The following is a 15,739-nucleotide window of genomic DNA, read 5'->3' as shown; positions in this document are numbered from 1 at the left end:
TTCTCCAGTCCCATTCTATCTTCATCAGGGTCGCACGTTCTAATGCCCCGCTAGATTATCTCACCCGCCCGTATTCACCCAGAAAATCGAGCAACGCCCGAATACGGGACGGGAGGAGCCCGCGCTGGCCGGCATAAACGGCGTGAAATATCTCCGTTTCACCCGTATCAAGATGATCGAGGACCGATATAAGCCGGCCAGCGGCGATATCCTCCCGCACGGTGAAGGCAGCAGCGCGAACCAACCCAACACCTGCAAGAGCGAGATGGCGAAGGCCCTCGCCATCGCTGACCTGCACGCGTCCCGTCGCGGGAATGACGACGGTCTTTCCGGCATCCCGCAACGGCCACCCGTCGATTGACCGGGCATAACCGAACCCGAGCCGATTGTGATTTTCCAGATCGGTTATGGTTTGCGGCACGCCGCAGCGCTCGAGATAATCCGGGGCGGCGGCAATGATCATCCTTGTCTCACCGAGTTTCCGGGCAACGAGAGTTGAGCTCTTCAGGGGTCCGGCACGCACCGCAACATCCATGCGCTCCGCAAGGAGGTCGACCACCATATCCGTCTGGACGATATCGAGCGTGACGCCCGGATGAAGCGCCAGAAACCGTGGGAGGATGGGCGCAAGAATATGTGTTGCATAAGAAGCGCTGGTGTTGATCCGCACCCGGCCGACGGGCTGTTCGCCCTCACCGGCAGCCCGTTCGGCCTCTTCGAGATCGGCAAGGATGCGGGTGGCCCTTTCATAGAAGGCGCAGCCCTCCGGCGTGATCTGAAGCTGCCGGGTGGAACGGTTGAGCAGGCGCACGCCCAGGCGGCCTTCCAGCCGTGCGATCAGCTTGCTCACCGCCGAAGGTGTCATGTTCGCCGCTGCAGCCGCGCGGGAAAAACCGCCGAATTCGACGACCCGCACGAAGATTTCCATCTCCCCTGCCCGGTTGATATCCAGTCGCGCCATGATGATTTCATCTCACAAGTGATAGTATTTTCGGCATTCTATTTCATTGAAGATTGAGCGTCTATCTTCAGACGGCGATTGAGACACATCACAATCCTCGTCTGCCTGATCACGGGATGGGCAGAGCGCGATGCTTTAAAGCGACCCGCCCGCGACTATTTCGAAGCAACAAAGGAACGCCCCATGGAATATCGCCATCTCGGCCAATCCGGCCTGAAAGTGCCAGTCTTGAGTTTCGGCGCCGGAACTTTTGGCGGCTCCGGCCCGCTCTTCAGCAACTGGGGCAATTCAGACGCGACGGAAGCCCGGCGCCTGATCGATATTTGTCTGGAAGCCGGCGTCAACCTGTTCGATACCGCCGATGTCTATTCCAATGGCGCATCCGAAGAAGTGCTCGGCGAAGCCGTCAAAGGAAGGCGCGACAGCGTTCTGATCTCGACCAAGACCAGCCTGCCGATGGGCGACGGGCCGAACGAGGCGGGCTCGTCGCGCTTCCGGCTGCTGCGCGCGGTGGATGACGCCCTGCGCCGCCTAAAGACCGACTATATCGACATCCTTCAGCTTCATGCCTTCGATGCCTTCACGCCGGTTGAAGAAGTGCTGTCGACGCTCGATACGCTCGTCCGCTCCGGCAAGGTGAGATATACCGGCGTGTCAAATTTTTCAGGCTGGCAGATCATGAAATCGCTTGCCGTCGCGGACCGATATGGCTGGCCGCGTTATGTGGTCAACCAGGTTTATTATTCCCTGATCGGCCGTGACTACGAGTGGGATTTGATGCCGCTCGGCGCCGATCAGGGTCTTGGCGCAATGGTCTGGAGCCCGCTTGGCTGGGGGCGGTTGACCGGAAAAATCCGCCGCGGCACGCCGCTGCCCGAAGGTAGCCGCCTGCATGAGACCGCCAGCTTCGGCCCGCCCGTGGATGATGAACATCTCTACCGCGTAGTCGATGCGCTCGACGCTGTCGCGGAAGAAACCGGCAGGACGGTGCCGCAGGTTGCCCTCAACTGGCTGCTCAGACGCCCGACTGTTTCCACGGTGATCATCGGCGCGCGCAATGAGGAACAGCTTCGCCAGAACCTCGATGCCGTGGGATGGGAACTGACGTCCGCACAGGTAGCGAAGCTGGACGAGGCCAGCGAGACGACTGCTCCCTATCCGCATTTCCCGTATCAGCGCCAGGCGGGTTTTGCCCGGCTTAATCCACCGGCCATGACACGTCAGACTATGCCGTTCTAAGGCAGGGTCAGGCCGCCTGAACTACAGGCGGCCTGACAGATGCGGAGCTTCAGGCGGCTTTGTTGGCGGAGCCTGCGTCCACCCGGCCGGAAAACCAGTTTGCCAGAATTGCGCCGGAAATATTGTGCCAGACGCTGAAAATGGCGCTTGGAACCGCGGCGAGAGGTGAGAAATAGGCCGTGGCAAGTGCCGCGCCAAGGCCCGAATTCTGCATGCCCACCTCGATCGCGATGGCCTTGCGCTTGGCAAGTGACAGGCCCGTTGCCTTTGCCGCGAGGTAACCGAGGAGATAGCCAAGCCCGTTATGCAGCACGACGACGGCAAAAATCATCAGCCCGGACTGGGCGATGGACGCCTTGGATCCTCCCACCACCGCCGAAACGATGAGGACGATGCCGATGACGCTCACTAACGGCAATGCCGGAACGGCAGCCTTGACGAGACCGGGCAGCAGCTTCTGCAGGGCGGCGCCGAGAGCGAGCGGAACCAGAACGACCTTGACGATGCTGAGGAACATGGCCCAGCCGTCAACCGGCAGAAACTGGCTCGCAAACAGCCAGACGAGGAATGGAGTCACCAGCGGCGCGGCAAGCGTGGTGACCGATGTGCAGGCAACGGACAAGGCGACATCGCCCTTGGAGAGATAGGTCATGACATTGGAAGATGTTCCGCCCGGGCAGCAGCCGACCAGAATGACGCCCGCCGCGACTTCCGGAGGCATGGGAATGATGCGGGTGAGCAGCACCGCCAGAAGCGGCATGATGAGAAACTGCCCGAGCACGCCGATCGTCACATCGAACGGCCTTTTTACGACTTCCCTGAAGTCATCGACCGAAAGTGTGAGCCCCATGCCGAACATGATGATCGACAAGAGCGTCACGATCCACGGTGCGATCTGCTTGAACGTATCCGGAAAAAAGAAGCCGAGTACGGCAAACAGGATGACCCAGATGGCAAAGGTCTTGCCAACGAACGCCGAAAGGCTTGCCAGCGATTTCATATCTTTACTCCCTAATGAACACGAGACCCCGTCTAGACTCCAAGGGGGTCGTGTCAAGGTCACTCCGGGGGCAAAGGGTCAGAACCGGTAAGTCAACCCGACGACCGGTCCACTCAGTCGGGAATCGAAAACGTAACCATCGTGGGAGTAATCCACGTCAAGCACCTTGTAGCCCGCCGAGACCGACGATGTGTCGGTAAAGACATAGTTGACCGTCGCGAGCGCTGACCAGGTGAGATCGGATCCTGCTCCGAAACCGCCGATATCCACCTGTCCCTGAACGGACAGCTTGTCCGTCAGGCTGAAAAAGGCCCGCGCGCCGATGACGGGGTCCACCCAGCCGAAGCTCTCCCTATGGCTGGCGGAAACACTGCCGATCAGGGGATGGCTGGCAGTGACCGCAACGTCATTGGAAATGTGCCAGAAGCGCGCGCCGGCAAGCGCATCGAGAGAAAATCCGTCCGCATCGATGACACGGTAACCCGCCTGCAGCGTCGCCATGAATTCCTGTGTGTCCACATTCGCACCAACAGCGGCACCGGCCGGCAAGGTTGGCAAACCCGGAATTTGCAGCGCCGGCAACGGACCGGTTGCCTTGCTGTCGGTGGTATCGACATACATCAAATCGCCGGAAAGGACGAAACGGTCGTAACGCCCCCAGATGTTGAGAAACCCACCGAAATTGAGATCATCCATGACATCTGAAAAGGATTTCTCCACATGCAGGGTCGGTGCCCGTCGGAACGGCGATATGTTGCCATTCAACCCAGTCGCCCAGAGATAGCCCGTAGCCTGAAACGCCCAGTCGGTCCCGTTATCAACCTTCACGGGTGCGGCAACAACGTCGTCCGCACCTGCGGCCGCGGTTGCGGAAAAAGCCATAACGGCTGCAAAAACTGATAATTTTAGCAATGCCTTCTCCCCAACTAATCGCCCGTAGCTAAACCTATTTGACTCCCGCCAACAAGTCCGATTTTCTATCATACGCTGTATTGGCACCGTGAGCACCGGAGACATTCCCATGCGCCCCAAGACCCTTCCGTTTTTTTCCGCCTGCACTGCCGCGATATTGTCTCTCACCACGCTTGCCACATCGGTTGCCGAAGCCTGCACGCGCTTCGTTTATCTGGGCGAAAATGATCAGGTGATGACGGCCCGGTCGATGGACTGGAAAACGGATGTGGGAACCAATATCTGGGTCTTCGCCCGCGGCATGGAGCGCTCCGGCGAGGCAGGTCCGAATTCGATCAAATGGACCTCGAAATACGGCAGCGTCATTGCGTCGGGTTATGATATTTCGACGACCGACGGCATGAATGAGGCAGGCCTTGCTGCAAACGTTCTCTGGCTGGTGGAGTCGAGCTATCCCGCTTATGACGGAAAATCACCGGGCCTGTCCATCGCCGCCTGGGCGCAATATGCGCTCGACAATTTCGCAACGGTGGACGAGGCCGTCAGCGCACTCGAGAAAAACCCCTTCACCATCGTCACCGACAATGTCCCCGGTGAAGAACGTCTGGCGACCTTACACCTCTCCCTTTCGGATGCGACGGGTGACAGCGCGATCATCGAATATATCGACGGCAAACAGGTTATCCATCACGGCCGTCAATATCAGGTCATGACCAATTCGCCGACCTTCGATCACCAGCTGGCGCTCAACGAATATTGGAAGCAGATTGGTGGTACCGTCATGTTGCCGGGCACCAACCGCGCATCGGACAGGTTTGCCCGGGCCTCATTCTATGCCAATGCCATTCCCAAGAGCGAAAATCCGGTCGAGGCCATAGCCAGCGTCTTCAGCGTCATCCGCAATGTCTCAGTTCCCTATGGTATCACCACGCCGGACCAGCCGAATATTTCCTCTACCCGCTGGCGCACGGTGATAGACCACAAGCGCAAGCTCTATTTCTTCGAGTCCGCGCTCACGCCGAATATCTTCTGGATCGACATGACGAAACTCGATCTTTCGAAAGAGACCGGTGCCGTCAAGAAACTCGACCTCGGCCCCAATCAGATCCACATCTATTCAGGCATGGCGAACGAAAGCTTGAAGGACACCAAGCCTTTCAAGTTTCTCGGGCTTTAGGTCTCAAATCGCGTAACAGGGCGGTGAGTAACAAGCGGGCCGTTTCCGTCGTTCCTTGCCGCCCATCGTGTAAGTGAACCTAAGAGCATCACGAGAAGCGATAGTGCAATCGAACGCAGCCCTTTTCGATTTCCTTTGCGCTGCCAAGAGTGGGGCTTGCGCGGTGACCTGTAAGCGGGAAAAGAGGTTCGCCTGAGCCGAGGATTTCCGGAATTAGGTAAATCTCGATTTCATCCAGTGCGCCGCGCTCCAAAAAGGCCATCTGCAGCTTTCCGCCGCCCAGGATCCAGACATCGCCATCATCGAGAGCGCGCAGTTCCTCCATCAAAGAGCCCACATCGCTGCGCACCTCCAGAGGTCCCTTGGGCTCCTCGATCGGCCTCGAGGTGACGACGATGACGCGTTGATCTCCATAAGCCCAGGGTGACTGTTCGCTGGCAATGAAATCATAGGTCGCACGCCCCATGACAACGGTTCGAATTCCCTTGATAAAACGTCTGTAATCGTGTTCGCCAAGGTCCATATCATCATATTTGTAGAGCCAGTCGAGCGAGCCGTCTCCAGAAACGATCCGCCCGTCCAGGCTCGCCGCGATATACCCGCGAATGACTGCCATATTATCCTCCTTGATTTATAAATGAATATACGTTTATATATAAGCCATGCCAAGACACAAGTCTATTTCAGATGATCAGGTGCTGGACGCACTACTGCCCCTCATGTTGCAGATAGGCCCTGACGGGCTGACTTTTGCCGCATCCGCAAAGGCCTGCGGCCTATCTGCGGCCACCCTGGTACAGCGTTACGGCAAGCGCGAAGATCTTGTCGAAACCGTGCTTCTGCGCGCCTGGGACAAGCTGCAGGCGGAAACGGAAACGGCCGATGAGCAGGAAGCCTTGACGCCGCAGGGCGCCATAGCCCTTCTCATGCGCCTAATGACCTCTGAAGCCGCAGAACAAAACGCCAGTGACGGACTGCTGCTGCTCAGAGAAGACATTCGCAATCCGAAGCTGCGGGCGAGAGGTGCCCTCTGGGGACACACCCTCGCCCACGCGCTTGGCCGCCGCCTTGCCCGCGACGAGGAAAGAGCATTGCGGCTGGGGTGGCAGATGGCCGCCGTTTGGCAAGGCGCACATACATGGTGGGCATTTGTCCGCGGGGAAGATGCGGGCAAGGCAATCCGCAGGGCGCTCGAAGAATGGGTCGCCACCGTCAACGCGGGCAAGCGGTAACCCGCGCCATCGGACGCATATTTTATAAGCCGCAGTCGGGTGAATTTATCCTCGAAGAACCACTTGACCTCAACCGTGATTGAGGTCCTAGAACTATTGTCACCTTGTTTTTGCAAGGCTCTTTCCATGCTCTTGAGCGAACAGTTGACAAAGGAATACCCAATGGCTTTCCAGCTTCCCGACCTCCCCTATGCCCATGATGCGCTCGCCCCTGCAGGCATGTCCGAGGAGACGCTGAAGTTTCATCACGATCTCCACCACAAGGCCTATGTCGATAATCTCAACAAGGCGATTTCAGGCACCGAGTGGGAAAACAGGAGCCTCGAAGAGATCGTCCGGGGCACCTATGAGAAGGGTGTGGTCGCGCAGTCCGGCATCTTCAACAATGCCTCCCAGCACTGGAACCACAATCTCTTCTGGGAAATAATGGGACCGAAAAATCATGCGATCCCGAAGGTGCTGGAAGATGCGCTGACGCAGTCCTTCGGCTCGGTCGCGCTGTTCAAGCAGAATTTCGCCCTCGCTGGCGCCTCGCAATTCGGTTCCGGCTGGGCGTGGCTGGTGGTGGATACCGATGGTTCACTGAAAATCACCCGCACCGAAAACGGAGTCAATCCGCTGTGCTTCGGGCAGAAGGCGCTTCTAGGCTGCGATGTATGGGAGCACAGCTACTACATCGATTTCCGCAACAAGCGCCCGGCTTATCTCGAAAATTTCCTCGACAATCTGGTGAACTGGCAGGCGGTCGCCGCCCGCCTCTGATTTAGGTCCCACCGATCCGGTCGCTGCCGCTGCCCTGGGCGGTTGGCCGGGTCAGGCGCAGCCGGACAGCCGCCGTCCGGCTGCAACTCCATTCGAGCGTCTCAATGCCCTATGTCGTCACCGAAAACTGCATCGCCTGCAAATATATGGACTGCGTGGAAGTCTGTCCGGTGGAATGTTTCTACGAGGGCGAGAACATGCTCGTTATCCATCCCGATCAATGTATCGACTGCGGGATCTGCGAGGGCGAATGTCCCGCCGCGGCCATCCGGCCGGATACCGAAGCGGGGCTGCATGTCTGGTTAGACCTCAACCGCCACTATTCCGGCATCTGGCCAAGGGTGTACCAGAAAGGGAACTCGCCTGATAACGCCGATATCATGAATGGCGCTGCGGCCAAGATGTCCATTTTCTCAAAAAATCCGGGAGCGGGCGGTTAGCCCGGCACTGCATGTCTCATAATTTCAGGCTGATCGATGGCGGTGTGGTCAATCACGCGCATATTCCGCTGAAGGCGTGCTCGGCACCGACGATCTCACCGCGTGAATTCAAGGATTCAATGGCCGGGCTTGCCTTTACGGTGGCCCTGGCCACGGCCTCACACGCCGGGGAGCGGATCGGGCGGACGATCACATCCTTCATGCCCCTCAGCGCCGAGCCGCCGCTTTTGATGATCTCCATCGACGCCAGCAGCCGCATGGTCGACCTCATCGCCGCGAGCCGACGCTTTTCCGTCGCAGCGCTATCCAGAGGACAGGAGGAGATCGCCGACGTGTTTGCCGGAAAGGGAAACCAGCCGGACCGGTTTTGCGTCGGCAACTGGGATGTCTGGCCTTCAGGAAGCCCAAGGCTTTCCGGGGCCCTTCTCTCCATGGATTGCAACCTTGTCGGTTCCACCGATGCCGCCGATCACATCCTCTTCGTCGGCGCGATCATCGAAGCGAGGTTCGATCCGTTGCGCAAAGCCTTGCTCTGGAGTGAACGCAACTATAAAGGCGCGGAGGTAACAAAATAGCTGTCGGCACGGATCTCTCTCACCGCGCCTTCAGGCATATCACCGTCCTGTCGTCGCTGAATTCACTCGATGTTGATCCCTTTACTGATGGATAGTCATTGAGCTTGTGAAAATCTGCCGCTTCGACGCGGGCAAATTCGGCTTCCCAGTCGGCGACGTCGACCCCGGCAGGCAGTGAGAGATAACCGTCGGTAAAGATTTCCAGGCTGTTGATCGTGTCCTTTGCGAGCAACAGGTCGATCGTCCCCTCCTCCATCACCATCCCGCCATTGATCGAGGCGTATCCCAAAACATGGCCTTGTCTGTTTGCGTAGCGTGGCTGAACGCGAATACCGCCCATCAGAAACTCTTCCACGGCTTCGATCTCGGCCTGAAGGCCGCTTGCGGTAGCGGCTGTTGTGATCACTTTTTCCGCGTCCGTCGCGCTCATGATCCCTGCTTTGACCGCAGCACGAAGGCCGGAAAATATGGTGGCGCGGGTTTTGGCCTCCGCTGCATCACCATCCCCAATTGACGCGAAAAGCTGTTTGAAGACGTGGATGCGCGCCGAAGTGCTGACCCGGTCTATGAGCTTGGCATGCTGCAACAGCCTGTCCCCATTGATGCGCACACCGGAATCGCCAGCCAGAAGCAGCCGAAAACTGTCCCCCATATCGGCAACGATAGCGAGCGTGGTGGATGGTGGGTGGCTGGCATTGATGCGCTCGGCTTCCTTGTTCAGGATATCGCTGATGGTCTGGAACAGCGTGGCTGCCTCGCAACTTTGCAAAGCACCCTGGATGCTCATCTCCGTCACCGCATTTGCGGCGGCGAGCGCGGCAATGCGGCCGGAACTCAGCCCGCCATAATTCACACCGGTCGGGTCAGTCGCACCGTCAAAAACGGCCAGGACCCGTCCGGGAAGAAGAATGGCCACATCGTCCCCGGCGTTGCGGCATTCTTGTATTTCGATTGCGAAAAGCTCGCGATATTCATCGTATTGTTTCCTTGCAGAGGGGAGCAGGCGGCGACCCGTCGGTCGCCGCTGCTTTAGTCTTTCATGAGGGTTGCAAGCGGTCAGACGAAGGATGCTTCCTTGTCTTCCGACAAACGGAAGACGACGAAGACGCAAATCCCGGTACTGACCAGAAGCAGGGTGGACAACGCGGCCGCCGTGCCAAATTCTCCGTCGATCACCTGGATATAGATCAGCACCGGCATAGTGATCGTGCGGGCGGTGTAGAGGATCAACGTCGAGGAGAGTTCATTGATGGCAGTGATAAAGCTCATCAGCGAACCGATGATGAGACCAGGCAGCATCAGCGGCACCGTCACCGACATGAAGGTCTTTGCCGGCGAAGCCCCGAGATTGACCGCAGCCTCTTCGATGGACGGCTTGATCTGCCTCAGGATCGATGTCGTGGAGCGGACGCCGTAGGGCAGCCGGCGGATAAACACCAGGAGAATGATGATGAGCGCTGTTCCCGTGATGTCGAAGGGCGGATAGCGGAATGTCGTGACGTAGCCAATCGCCATGACGACGCCGGGGATGAGGTAAGGCACCATCAGCAGGAGATCGAGCGAGCCGGAGACCGCATTGTCCCGTCGCACCACGATGAAGGACAGCAGGCCGGAGACGATCGCAATCAGTACCACGGCAGCCAGTGCAAACATGAAACTATTGGCAATCGCCTGGGGTGAATCGCGGAGGATGCGGGCGTAACTGTCCAACCCGAAACCACCCGTGAAGACGGGACCGCTGGTTGCGAGGAACGAGGTGTAGATGACCGTGAGCGACGGCAGCATGGCGATGAAGACGACCAGATAGCAGAAGCCGTGCACGATGAAAGACTTCAACGGGCGCATGGACTGCTTTACCGGCCGGTTGGTCAGCGAACTGGCATAGCGACGCTTGGCAAGAATGTGCCGCTGCAACAGAAGTGCCGCCATGGAAATCGCAATCATCACCATGGAAATCGTCACCGCCATGGTCGGCGTACCGGCCATTTCGGAGGTGTATTGCGCATAGGCGATGGTCGACAGCGTTCTGATGCCCTTGCCGAGGATTGCCGGCGTTCCGAAGTCGGCGATGGACAGCACGAAGCAGATGATCGCGCCGGTGCTGACTGCCGGAAAGACCAGCGGCAAGGTGATCTTGCGGAAACGTTCGAACGCCGTGCAGCCAAGGTTTTCCGCCGCATCCTCATAGGACTTGTTGATGGTGTTTAGCGCGTTTTCCGTCATCAGAAAGATGTAGGGAAAGAACTTCAGGCTGAAGACCATCACGATACCCGGGATTCCGTAGATCGTCGGCAGGGAAATACCCGCGAAGGACAGGAGATTGGTGACAGCACCATTGGCACCGAACAGCATGATCCAGGCATAGGCACCGATGAATGGCGGCGCACAGAGCACCAGCACTGCAAATGTGGCGATGAAAGTGCGCCCCTTGATGCGATAGCGGGAGGTACAAAAGGCAAGCGGAATACCGAGAAGGCAGGCACCCAGCATGCCCAGCACCCCGATGAGAAGCGTATTCCAGAGTGCGACCGTATAAAAACGCCGTGTGAACACTTCCGCATAGTTGCTGAAACCGAATGCGCCTGTTTTGGCATCGAAGAAACTGATAAAGAACACGCTGAAAATCGGCAAGATCAGAAAGATCGCCAGCAGGATGACGGCAAACACCGTCACGCTTGTCCAGAAACCCGGCATTCGCAGGCGGAAGCCCCTGGTCGTTGCAGTCGCAGCCATATCCGTCATGACAGGCGCTCCCCGGTTACACCTTCACCGAACAATTGCGTATCGCCCGCAAGCCAGGAGAATGTCGTTTTCTGGTTTGGCTGAAGCGCGATGATCTCCGGCGATGGCTTGGTGATCGCCTCGATTTCCTCACCCGACGAGAGCACGGCAGCGACGTTCATCTCACGACCGGTGAAGCTGACCTGCCTTATGATCACCGGCAGTTGGATGCGCCCATCACCGGCAACCGCGGCAGGACCCACAGAAATCGCCTCCGGGCGGATCGCAGCGACGATCTTCCGGTCCTTGGAAATAGCATCCGCCTGCGGCAGCTTCACCTTGATGCCGGATATGGATGTCTGCCCGCCCGTGCGGTCGAGCGTCAGGAAATTGTTGGCCCCCACGAAGGAAGCGACAAAGCGGTTGGCGGGATTGTTATAGACTTCCCACGGCGCTGCAGCCTGCTGAATGACACCGCCATACATGACGCAAACCAGATCGGACATGGCAAGCGCCTCTTCCTGATCATGCGTGACATAAACGGTGGTGATGTTCATCGCCTGCTGGATCTCGCGGAGTTCTCGCCGCAAATCCACGCGAAGTTTGGCGTCAAGGTTGGATAGGGGTTCGTCCATCAACAGCACTTTCGGGTTGATGACGAGCGCACGCGCCAGACCGACGCGCTGCTGCTGACCGCCGGACAATTCATGCGGCATACGCTTGGCATAGGGGGCGAGCTGCACGACGTCGAGAATCTTGCCTACCCGCTCGCGGATCTCGGCTGAAGATGCCTTGCGCTGCTTCAGGCCGAAGGCGATGTTGTCGAACACCGAAATATGCGGAAAGACCGCGTAATCCTGAAAGACCATGCCGACATCACGCTTATGGGCCGGAACATGTTCAATCGCCTGTCTTTCGATGCTGATGCTGCCGCTATCCTGCTGATGAAAACCGGCAATCGTGCGCAGAAGCGTGGTCTTGCCACAACCGCTCGGTCCGAGAAGCGTAAAAAACGATCCTGATGGAATGGAGATATTGATGTCGGAGAGAGCAACGACATCCCGGTAACTTTTTTTGATGCTGGTAATTTCTACGGCGGCCATGTGCTGCTCCATGACATATCCTGCGCGGCACACGACCACGGTGGACGAGACAAAAATGCGAGTATGAATGCGATACCGTGAGGACGGCGGCCTTCGCCGCCGCCTTAACGTCTTATTGGACGTCGAGCAGAATCTCGTTCCATTTTTCCATCAGGCGGGAGCGATTGTCCGCAGCCCACTTGAAGTCATATTTCGCATCCGGAACATCAGACAGCGGCACAAGCGCCGCATTGGCCGGAACATCGGTTCTGACGGAACGCCGACCGGCCTTTACCACCACTTCCTGCGCTTCCTTGGAGACGATGAAATCGATGAAGGCCTTGCCGTTTTCGGCATTGGGTCCGCCCTTGACGAGCGCCATGCCGTCAGGTGCGATCGCCGTGCCTTCTTTCGGATAAACGATCTCTACCGGGGCACTGCCCAGCTTGTAGCGCAAGGCGGCGTCTTCGAGCGTAATGCCAACCGCCTGCTCGCCATCATTGACGAAACGCGGAACCGCGCCTGACGATGTGGACAGAACGGAGTTGCCGAGAATGCCGGTATAGACCTCCCAGCCCTTCTCCTCGCTGTCGAAATCCTGCAAAACCGTTGCCATCTGGATATAGGCGGAACCGGACTGATCGGCGCGAGCCGAGGAAATCAGGCCCTTATATTCAGGCTTCGCAAGATCGGCCCAGGAAGTCGGAACCGGTGCGCCTTTCAGCGCTTCTTTATTGACGATGAAGGCCGTAACGACTGCGGTAAAGGGAACCCAGTTGGTGCTCGGCGAAAAGGCACGGTTGATCGATGCTGCCTCGACAGGCTTGTAAGGTTCGAAGAGGTCGGCGGAAAAGTCGATGACAGTGCCATCAACGCTCCAGATCACATCACCCGCTGCCTTGCCGGTTTCCGCCTTGATGCGGTTCATCAACTCGCCGGAACCGGCTTTGACAAGCTCGACCTTGGTGCCGGTCTTCTTTTCAAACAGCGGCAACAACTCATCCATAAGCTGCTGCGGCGCTGCCGAATAGACCACGACGGTACCTTCGGCATGGGCGAAAGCCGCGCTGGCAAGGAAGGTTGCGCCGGCAACAAGGCGCGCGAAAATAGTGCATGATTGACGCATGAAGGGTGCTCCGTTTTTTTTGTTCCCTGACCACGATGTCCCGCGACCTAATTTTTTGTTGTTTTTGTTGTCGCAGCTCGTTGTCTGATATTTATTTTCTTTATGTAAATTAATAAGTCAAGCGCGAATTCGTTACAAAAATTAAAACGAACTATCACACTGATAAACAAAGGTATTCCAATAAAGTTACAGCATCGCCGCTAAACCCGGACCGGGAAATTCGCTGTACAATCGCGCCGTTTGCGCTATTCAATCCGACGTTACGTCTCGCGGGAGAATGGCTTGATCGACCTCGGCTACAATGAACGGCGTCTGCTCGAGATTTTGCGCGGCAAGGGCGGCATGTCCCGTATAGAGCTGGCGCGCGAGATGGATGTGTCGGCACCGACGCTGACGCGTCTGACATCCAGCCTTCTTGAATCCGGCCTCATCATCGAGGCTGAGGAAGCACGCAACGACGGCAAGCGCGGGAAACCGTCTACCGCGATCGAGATCAATCCGAACGGGCTTTTCACACTCGGGGTCTACTTCAATCCAGATGACCTGCGGGTCTGTATCGCAGATCTCAATGGCACGATAAGGCACGAAGTCAGATCTGACCTGGAAGACTACAGCTTCGAGCACATCATGGAAACGGCGGAGGCCGCCGCACGCCAAGTGCTAGAAAAAGCAAAGGTCAAAAAAATGGATGTGCTTGGCTGCGGCATCAGCTTTCCGGGCCACTTCAAACGAGACCGTGGCCATGTGTTCCGCATCAGGCAATTCGAGAGCTGGCATGACATCGATGTCGACAAAGACTTCCAGCCCTATTTTGATTTTCCGGTCTTTCACGAAAACGACGGCAATACCGTTATTCTTTCTGAGCTATATTACGGCGCAGGCCGAAGCATCCGCAATTTTGCGATGATCTGGCTGACTTACGGCATCGGCGGCGCGGTGGTGGTGCAGCGCCATCTCTATCGCGGGACGAACGGCAATGCGGGTGAGTTTGGCGGCCTGTTTCCAAAATCCCATCCGCGTCCTTCGGGACAGGACCTTTGCGACACGCTGGCCGCTCACGGCATGGATATCAGGCGTCTGAAGGATATCGATGAAAGCTATTCGGATCACCCTGCCGTGGTCGACTGGCTTGAAAGGGCAACAGAACAACTTCGCTTGCTCGCACTGACCGTTGCCCGAACGATCGATCCCGGTGCCATCATTTTTGGCGGATCTCTACCCGACTGGATTCTCGAACATATCGTGCAGCGCATCGGCTCGTTGGAAATGCTCGGCGAGGATTTCTTCGTCGAGCCCCCCGAAATACGCAAATCGATGATGAGCGACCTGCCGCATCTTGGTGCCGCCAGCATACCGATCTACCGTGCCACGACACCCAGCTATTATTCAGGCAGGGCGTTGAAGGGATGGGCTTAGCCGCTGTTAGTCGGCAGCCTTCTTACCCAGTAATGGATTAAGTTGCCAGCTGTCTGCACCTGTGAAGCGAACGCGCCTATTCCGCCCTCCCTTAAGATAATCCGGGTGCCCTCATCGTCACGACAGGCAACTGCTAGAGAAAACCTACCTGCTGCTGGCGTCTTTCATCATTGGCGCGGGCAAAGCTGCCTGGGGCAACCCCCATTCTCCTGCGGAAAGCGGTGCTGAATGCGCTGGCGGATTCGTAGCCGATCTCATCCGCGATATGATCGAGCGACTTTGCGCCGCGCATCAGTGCATCCCTGGCAAGCGCCATCCGCCAGCGCGCCAGATATTCGATCGGCGCGCAGCCGAGCATTTCAGCAAAACGCGCGGCAAAGGCCGAGCGCGACATGCCGGCGATCCCGGCCAGTTCGGCCACCGTCCAGTTGGCGCGGATGTTGGCATGCATGGCGGACAGGGCGCGAGCAAGTCCGGGCAAGCGCATTCCCTTCACCAGCCCCGCCGGAATAGCCTCGCTGCCAGCGCCGGGACGACGCAACACTTCGATCAAAAGAACCTCCAGCATGCGCCGGATGATGAGTTCCTTGCCCGCATCCTCGCTGGCGCATTCCTCCGACAGCAATTCTATGAGGCGCGCCAGCCGGGATGCTCCGCCCTTGCCCGCCGGCACATGGATCAGCCCGGGCATCAGCGAAAGCAGAAGCGCAGCATTGACCCGCTCGAACAGGAAGCTTCCCCCAAGCGCAACGAAATCCGGCTCTCCCTCCTGTTCACCATGCCGGACCGGCCGGTCTTGCGGCTCCACCGGAATACATTCGACATCGGTATCGCTGCAGAGCGAGAAAGCCGGCGTCGATGGCAGGAGCAGGAAATCACCGCGCGCCAGCCGCAGGGGTTCGCGGCCCTCGAGCAGAACCCAGGCCGCGCCGGAAAGGACGATTGCAAAACCCGGAGCGTCATAAGCGCGATAACGCACGCCCCACCGGCCCCGTCCGGAAATCGGCTTGGAAACGGCGGCGCTCGGGCGCAGGAGATCGATAATATCGCTGAGTGGATCCATTCTCTGGACGATCAATAATAAATTTTGGCTTAT

General features: G+C 57.9%; 15 protein-coding genes and 1 pseudogene. 7 read left to right on the top strand and 9 right to left on the bottom strand.

The genetic code is table 11. The features are described from left to right. Positions 1-55: 55 nt before the first annotated feature. Positions 56-961 carry a LysR family transcriptional regulator gene (locus tag G3A56_RS24780; RefSeq protein ID WP_082184810.1) on the bottom strand — a complete coding sequence of 302 codons (906 nt, stop codon included), beginning with the start codon at positions 959-961 and terminating at the stop codon, positions 56-58. Positions 962-1,144: 183 nt separating this feature from the next. Between G3A56_RS24780 and G3A56_RS24775 the strand changes: the two genes are divergently transcribed. Then, positions 1,145-2,200, top strand: coding sequence for an aldo/keto reductase (locus tag G3A56_RS24775; RefSeq protein ID WP_082184811.1), 1,056 nt, complete (start codon positions 1,145-1,147; stop codon positions 2,198-2,200). A gap of 49 nt (positions 2,201-2,249) precedes the next feature. On the opposite strand, the gene G3A56_RS24770 is transcribed toward G3A56_RS24775, so the two are convergent. Together G3A56_RS24770 and G3A56_RS24765 are read right to left on the bottom strand one after the other, a co-directional pair. Next, positions 2,250-3,200, bottom strand: coding sequence for a bile acid:sodium symporter family protein (locus G3A56_RS24770; protein ID WP_035226274.1), 951 nt, complete (start codon positions 3,198-3,200; stop codon positions 2,250-2,252). Positions 3,201-3,278: 78 nt separating this feature from the next. Beyond that, complete coding sequence (locus G3A56_RS24765; protein WP_082184812.1) at positions 3,279-4,082, bottom strand: hypothetical protein; 804 nt, start codon at positions 4,080-4,082, stop codon at positions 3,279-3,281. Positions 4,083-4,221: 139 nt separating this feature from the next. On the opposite strand from G3A56_RS24765, the gene G3A56_RS24760 reads away from it, so the two are divergent. Continuing rightward, positions 4,222-5,289 (top strand): linear amide C-N hydrolase, encoded by a 1,068-nt coding sequence (locus tag G3A56_RS24760; RefSeq protein WP_082184813.1) that lies wholly within the window; start codon positions 4,222-4,224, stop codon positions 5,287-5,289. 88 nt (positions 5,290-5,377) lie between these two features. Here the strand turns inward: G3A56_RS24760 and G3A56_RS24755 are convergent, their stop codons facing one another. Next, a complete protein-coding gene (locus G3A56_RS24755; protein ID WP_082184814.1) occupies positions 5,378-5,905 on the bottom strand; it encodes a dihydrofolate reductase family protein in 528 nt (175 codons plus the stop codon). A gap of 46 nt (positions 5,906-5,951) precedes the next feature. Between G3A56_RS24755 and G3A56_RS24750 the strand changes: the two genes are divergently transcribed. The 4 genes from G3A56_RS24750 (at position 5,952) to G3A56_RS24735 (ending at position 8,298) form a co-directional block, all read left to right on the top strand. Beyond that, positions 5,952-6,521: a TetR/AcrR family transcriptional regulator gene (locus G3A56_RS24750; protein ID WP_082184815.1), complete on the top strand. Its 570-nt coding sequence runs from the start codon at positions 5,952-5,954 to the stop codon at positions 6,519-6,521. A 162-nt stretch (positions 6,522-6,683) separates the two neighbouring features. Next, positions 6,684-7,283, top strand: a complete 600-nt coding sequence (locus G3A56_RS24745) for a superoxide dismutase (protein ID WP_082184816.1) — start codon at positions 6,684-6,686, stop codon at positions 7,281-7,283. A gap of 104 nt (positions 7,284-7,387) precedes the next feature. Next, a complete protein-coding gene (gene fdxA, locus G3A56_RS24740; RefSeq protein ID WP_035226259.1) occupies positions 7,388-7,723 on the top strand; it encodes a ferredoxin FdxA in 336 nt (111 codons plus the stop codon). An 11-nt stretch (positions 7,724-7,734) separates the two neighbouring features. After that, positions 7,735-8,298: a flavin reductase family protein gene (locus G3A56_RS24735; protein ID WP_164056860.1), complete on the top strand. Its 564-nt coding sequence runs from the start codon at positions 7,735-7,737 to the stop codon at positions 8,296-8,298. Between the two features lie 19 nt (positions 8,299-8,317). Here the strand turns inward: G3A56_RS24735 and G3A56_RS24730 are convergent. The 4 genes and pseudogenes from G3A56_RS24730 to G3A56_RS24715 form a co-directional block, all read right to left on the bottom strand. Beyond that, positions 8,318-9,273, bottom strand: a pseudogene (locus G3A56_RS24730) (hypothetical protein). Positions 9,274-9,354: 81 nt separating this feature from the next. After that, entirely contained in the window at positions 9,355-11,040 is a 1,686-nt protein-coding gene (locus G3A56_RS24725) for an ABC transporter permease (protein WP_082184818.1), read from the bottom strand. Then, positions 11,037-12,122, bottom strand: coding sequence for an ABC transporter ATP-binding protein (locus G3A56_RS24720; RefSeq protein WP_082185969.1), 1,086 nt, complete (start codon positions 12,120-12,122; stop codon positions 11,037-11,039). The genes G3A56_RS24725 and G3A56_RS24720 overlap by 4 nt, the downstream gene beginning before the upstream one ends. 112 nt (positions 12,123-12,234) lie before the next feature. Continuing rightward, positions 12,235-13,227, bottom strand: coding sequence for an ABC transporter substrate-binding protein (locus G3A56_RS24715; RefSeq protein ID WP_082184819.1), 993 nt, complete (start codon positions 13,225-13,227; stop codon positions 12,235-12,237). Positions 13,228-13,509: 282 nt separating this feature from the next. On the opposite strand from G3A56_RS24715, the gene G3A56_RS24710 reads away from it, so the two are divergent. Continuing rightward, entirely contained in the window at positions 13,510-14,643 is a 1,134-nt protein-coding gene (locus G3A56_RS24710) for an ROK family transcriptional regulator (RefSeq protein WP_082184820.1), read from the top strand. A 133-nt stretch (positions 14,644-14,776) separates the two neighbouring features. Here the strand turns inward: G3A56_RS24710 and G3A56_RS24705 are convergent, their stop codons facing one another. Next, entirely contained in the window at positions 14,777-15,706 is a 930-nt protein-coding gene (locus G3A56_RS24705; protein WP_164056859.1) for an AraC family transcriptional regulator, read from the bottom strand. Between the last annotated feature and the right edge of the window lie 33 nt (positions 15,707-15,739).

Source organism: Rhizobium oryzihabitans, assembly GCF_010669145.1.
Lineage (GTDB): Bacteria > Pseudomonadota > Alphaproteobacteria > Rhizobiales > Rhizobiaceae > Agrobacterium > Agrobacterium oryzihabitans.
This window is presented reverse-complemented; position numbering and strand designations above follow the sequence as displayed.

What these genes read in the sequence shown, in the direction of transcription:
- G3A56_RS24735 (WP_164056860.1), top strand. Translation starts at nt 7,735, where the DNA reads ATGTCTCATAATTTCAGGCTGATCGATGGCGGTGTGGTCAATCACGCG.
- G3A56_RS24755 (WP_082184814.1), bottom strand. Translation starts at nt 5,905, where the DNA reads ATGGCAGTCATTCGCGGGTATATCGCGGCGAGCCTGGACGGGCGGATC.
- fdxA (WP_035226259.1), top strand. Translation starts at nt 7,388, where the DNA reads ATGCCCTATGTCGTCACCGAAAACTGCATCGCCTGCAAATATATGGAC.
- G3A56_RS24765 (WP_082184812.1), bottom strand. Translation starts at nt 4,082, where the DNA reads ATGGCTTTTTCCGCAACCGCGGCCGCAGGTGCGGACGACGTTGTTGCC.
- G3A56_RS24760 (WP_082184813.1), top strand. Translation starts at nt 4,222, where the DNA reads ATGCGCCCCAAGACCCTTCCGTTTTTTTCCGCCTGCACTGCCGCGATA.
- G3A56_RS24715 (WP_082184819.1), bottom strand. Translation starts at nt 13,227, where the DNA reads ATGCGTCAATCATGCACTATTTTCGCGCGCCTTGTTGCCGGCGCAACC.
- G3A56_RS24745 (WP_082184816.1), top strand. Translation starts at nt 6,684, where the DNA reads ATGGCTTTCCAGCTTCCCGACCTCCCCTATGCCCATGATGCGCTCGCC.
- G3A56_RS24780 (WP_082184810.1), bottom strand. Translation starts at nt 961, where the DNA reads ATGGCGCGACTGGATATCAACCGGGCAGGGGAGATGGAAATCTTCGTG.
- G3A56_RS24725 (WP_082184818.1), bottom strand. Translation starts at nt 11,040, where the DNA reads ATGACGGATATGGCTGCGACTGCAACGACCAGGGGCTTCCGCCTGCGA.
- G3A56_RS24705 (WP_164056859.1), bottom strand. Translation starts at nt 15,706, where the DNA reads ATGGATCCACTCAGCGATATTATCGATCTCCTGCGCCCGAGCGCCGCC.
- G3A56_RS24720 (WP_082185969.1), bottom strand. Translation starts at nt 12,122, where the DNA reads ATGGCCGCCGTAGAAATTACCAGCATCAAAAAAAGTTACCGGGATGTC.
- G3A56_RS24770 (WP_035226274.1), bottom strand. Translation starts at nt 3,200, where the DNA reads ATGAAATCGCTGGCAAGCCTTTCGGCGTTCGTTGGCAAGACCTTTGCC.
- G3A56_RS24775 (WP_082184811.1), top strand. Translation starts at nt 1,145, where the DNA reads ATGGAATATCGCCATCTCGGCCAATCCGGCCTGAAAGTGCCAGTCTTG.
- G3A56_RS24750 (WP_082184815.1), top strand. Translation starts at nt 5,952, where the DNA reads ATGCCAAGACACAAGTCTATTTCAGATGATCAGGTGCTGGACGCACTA.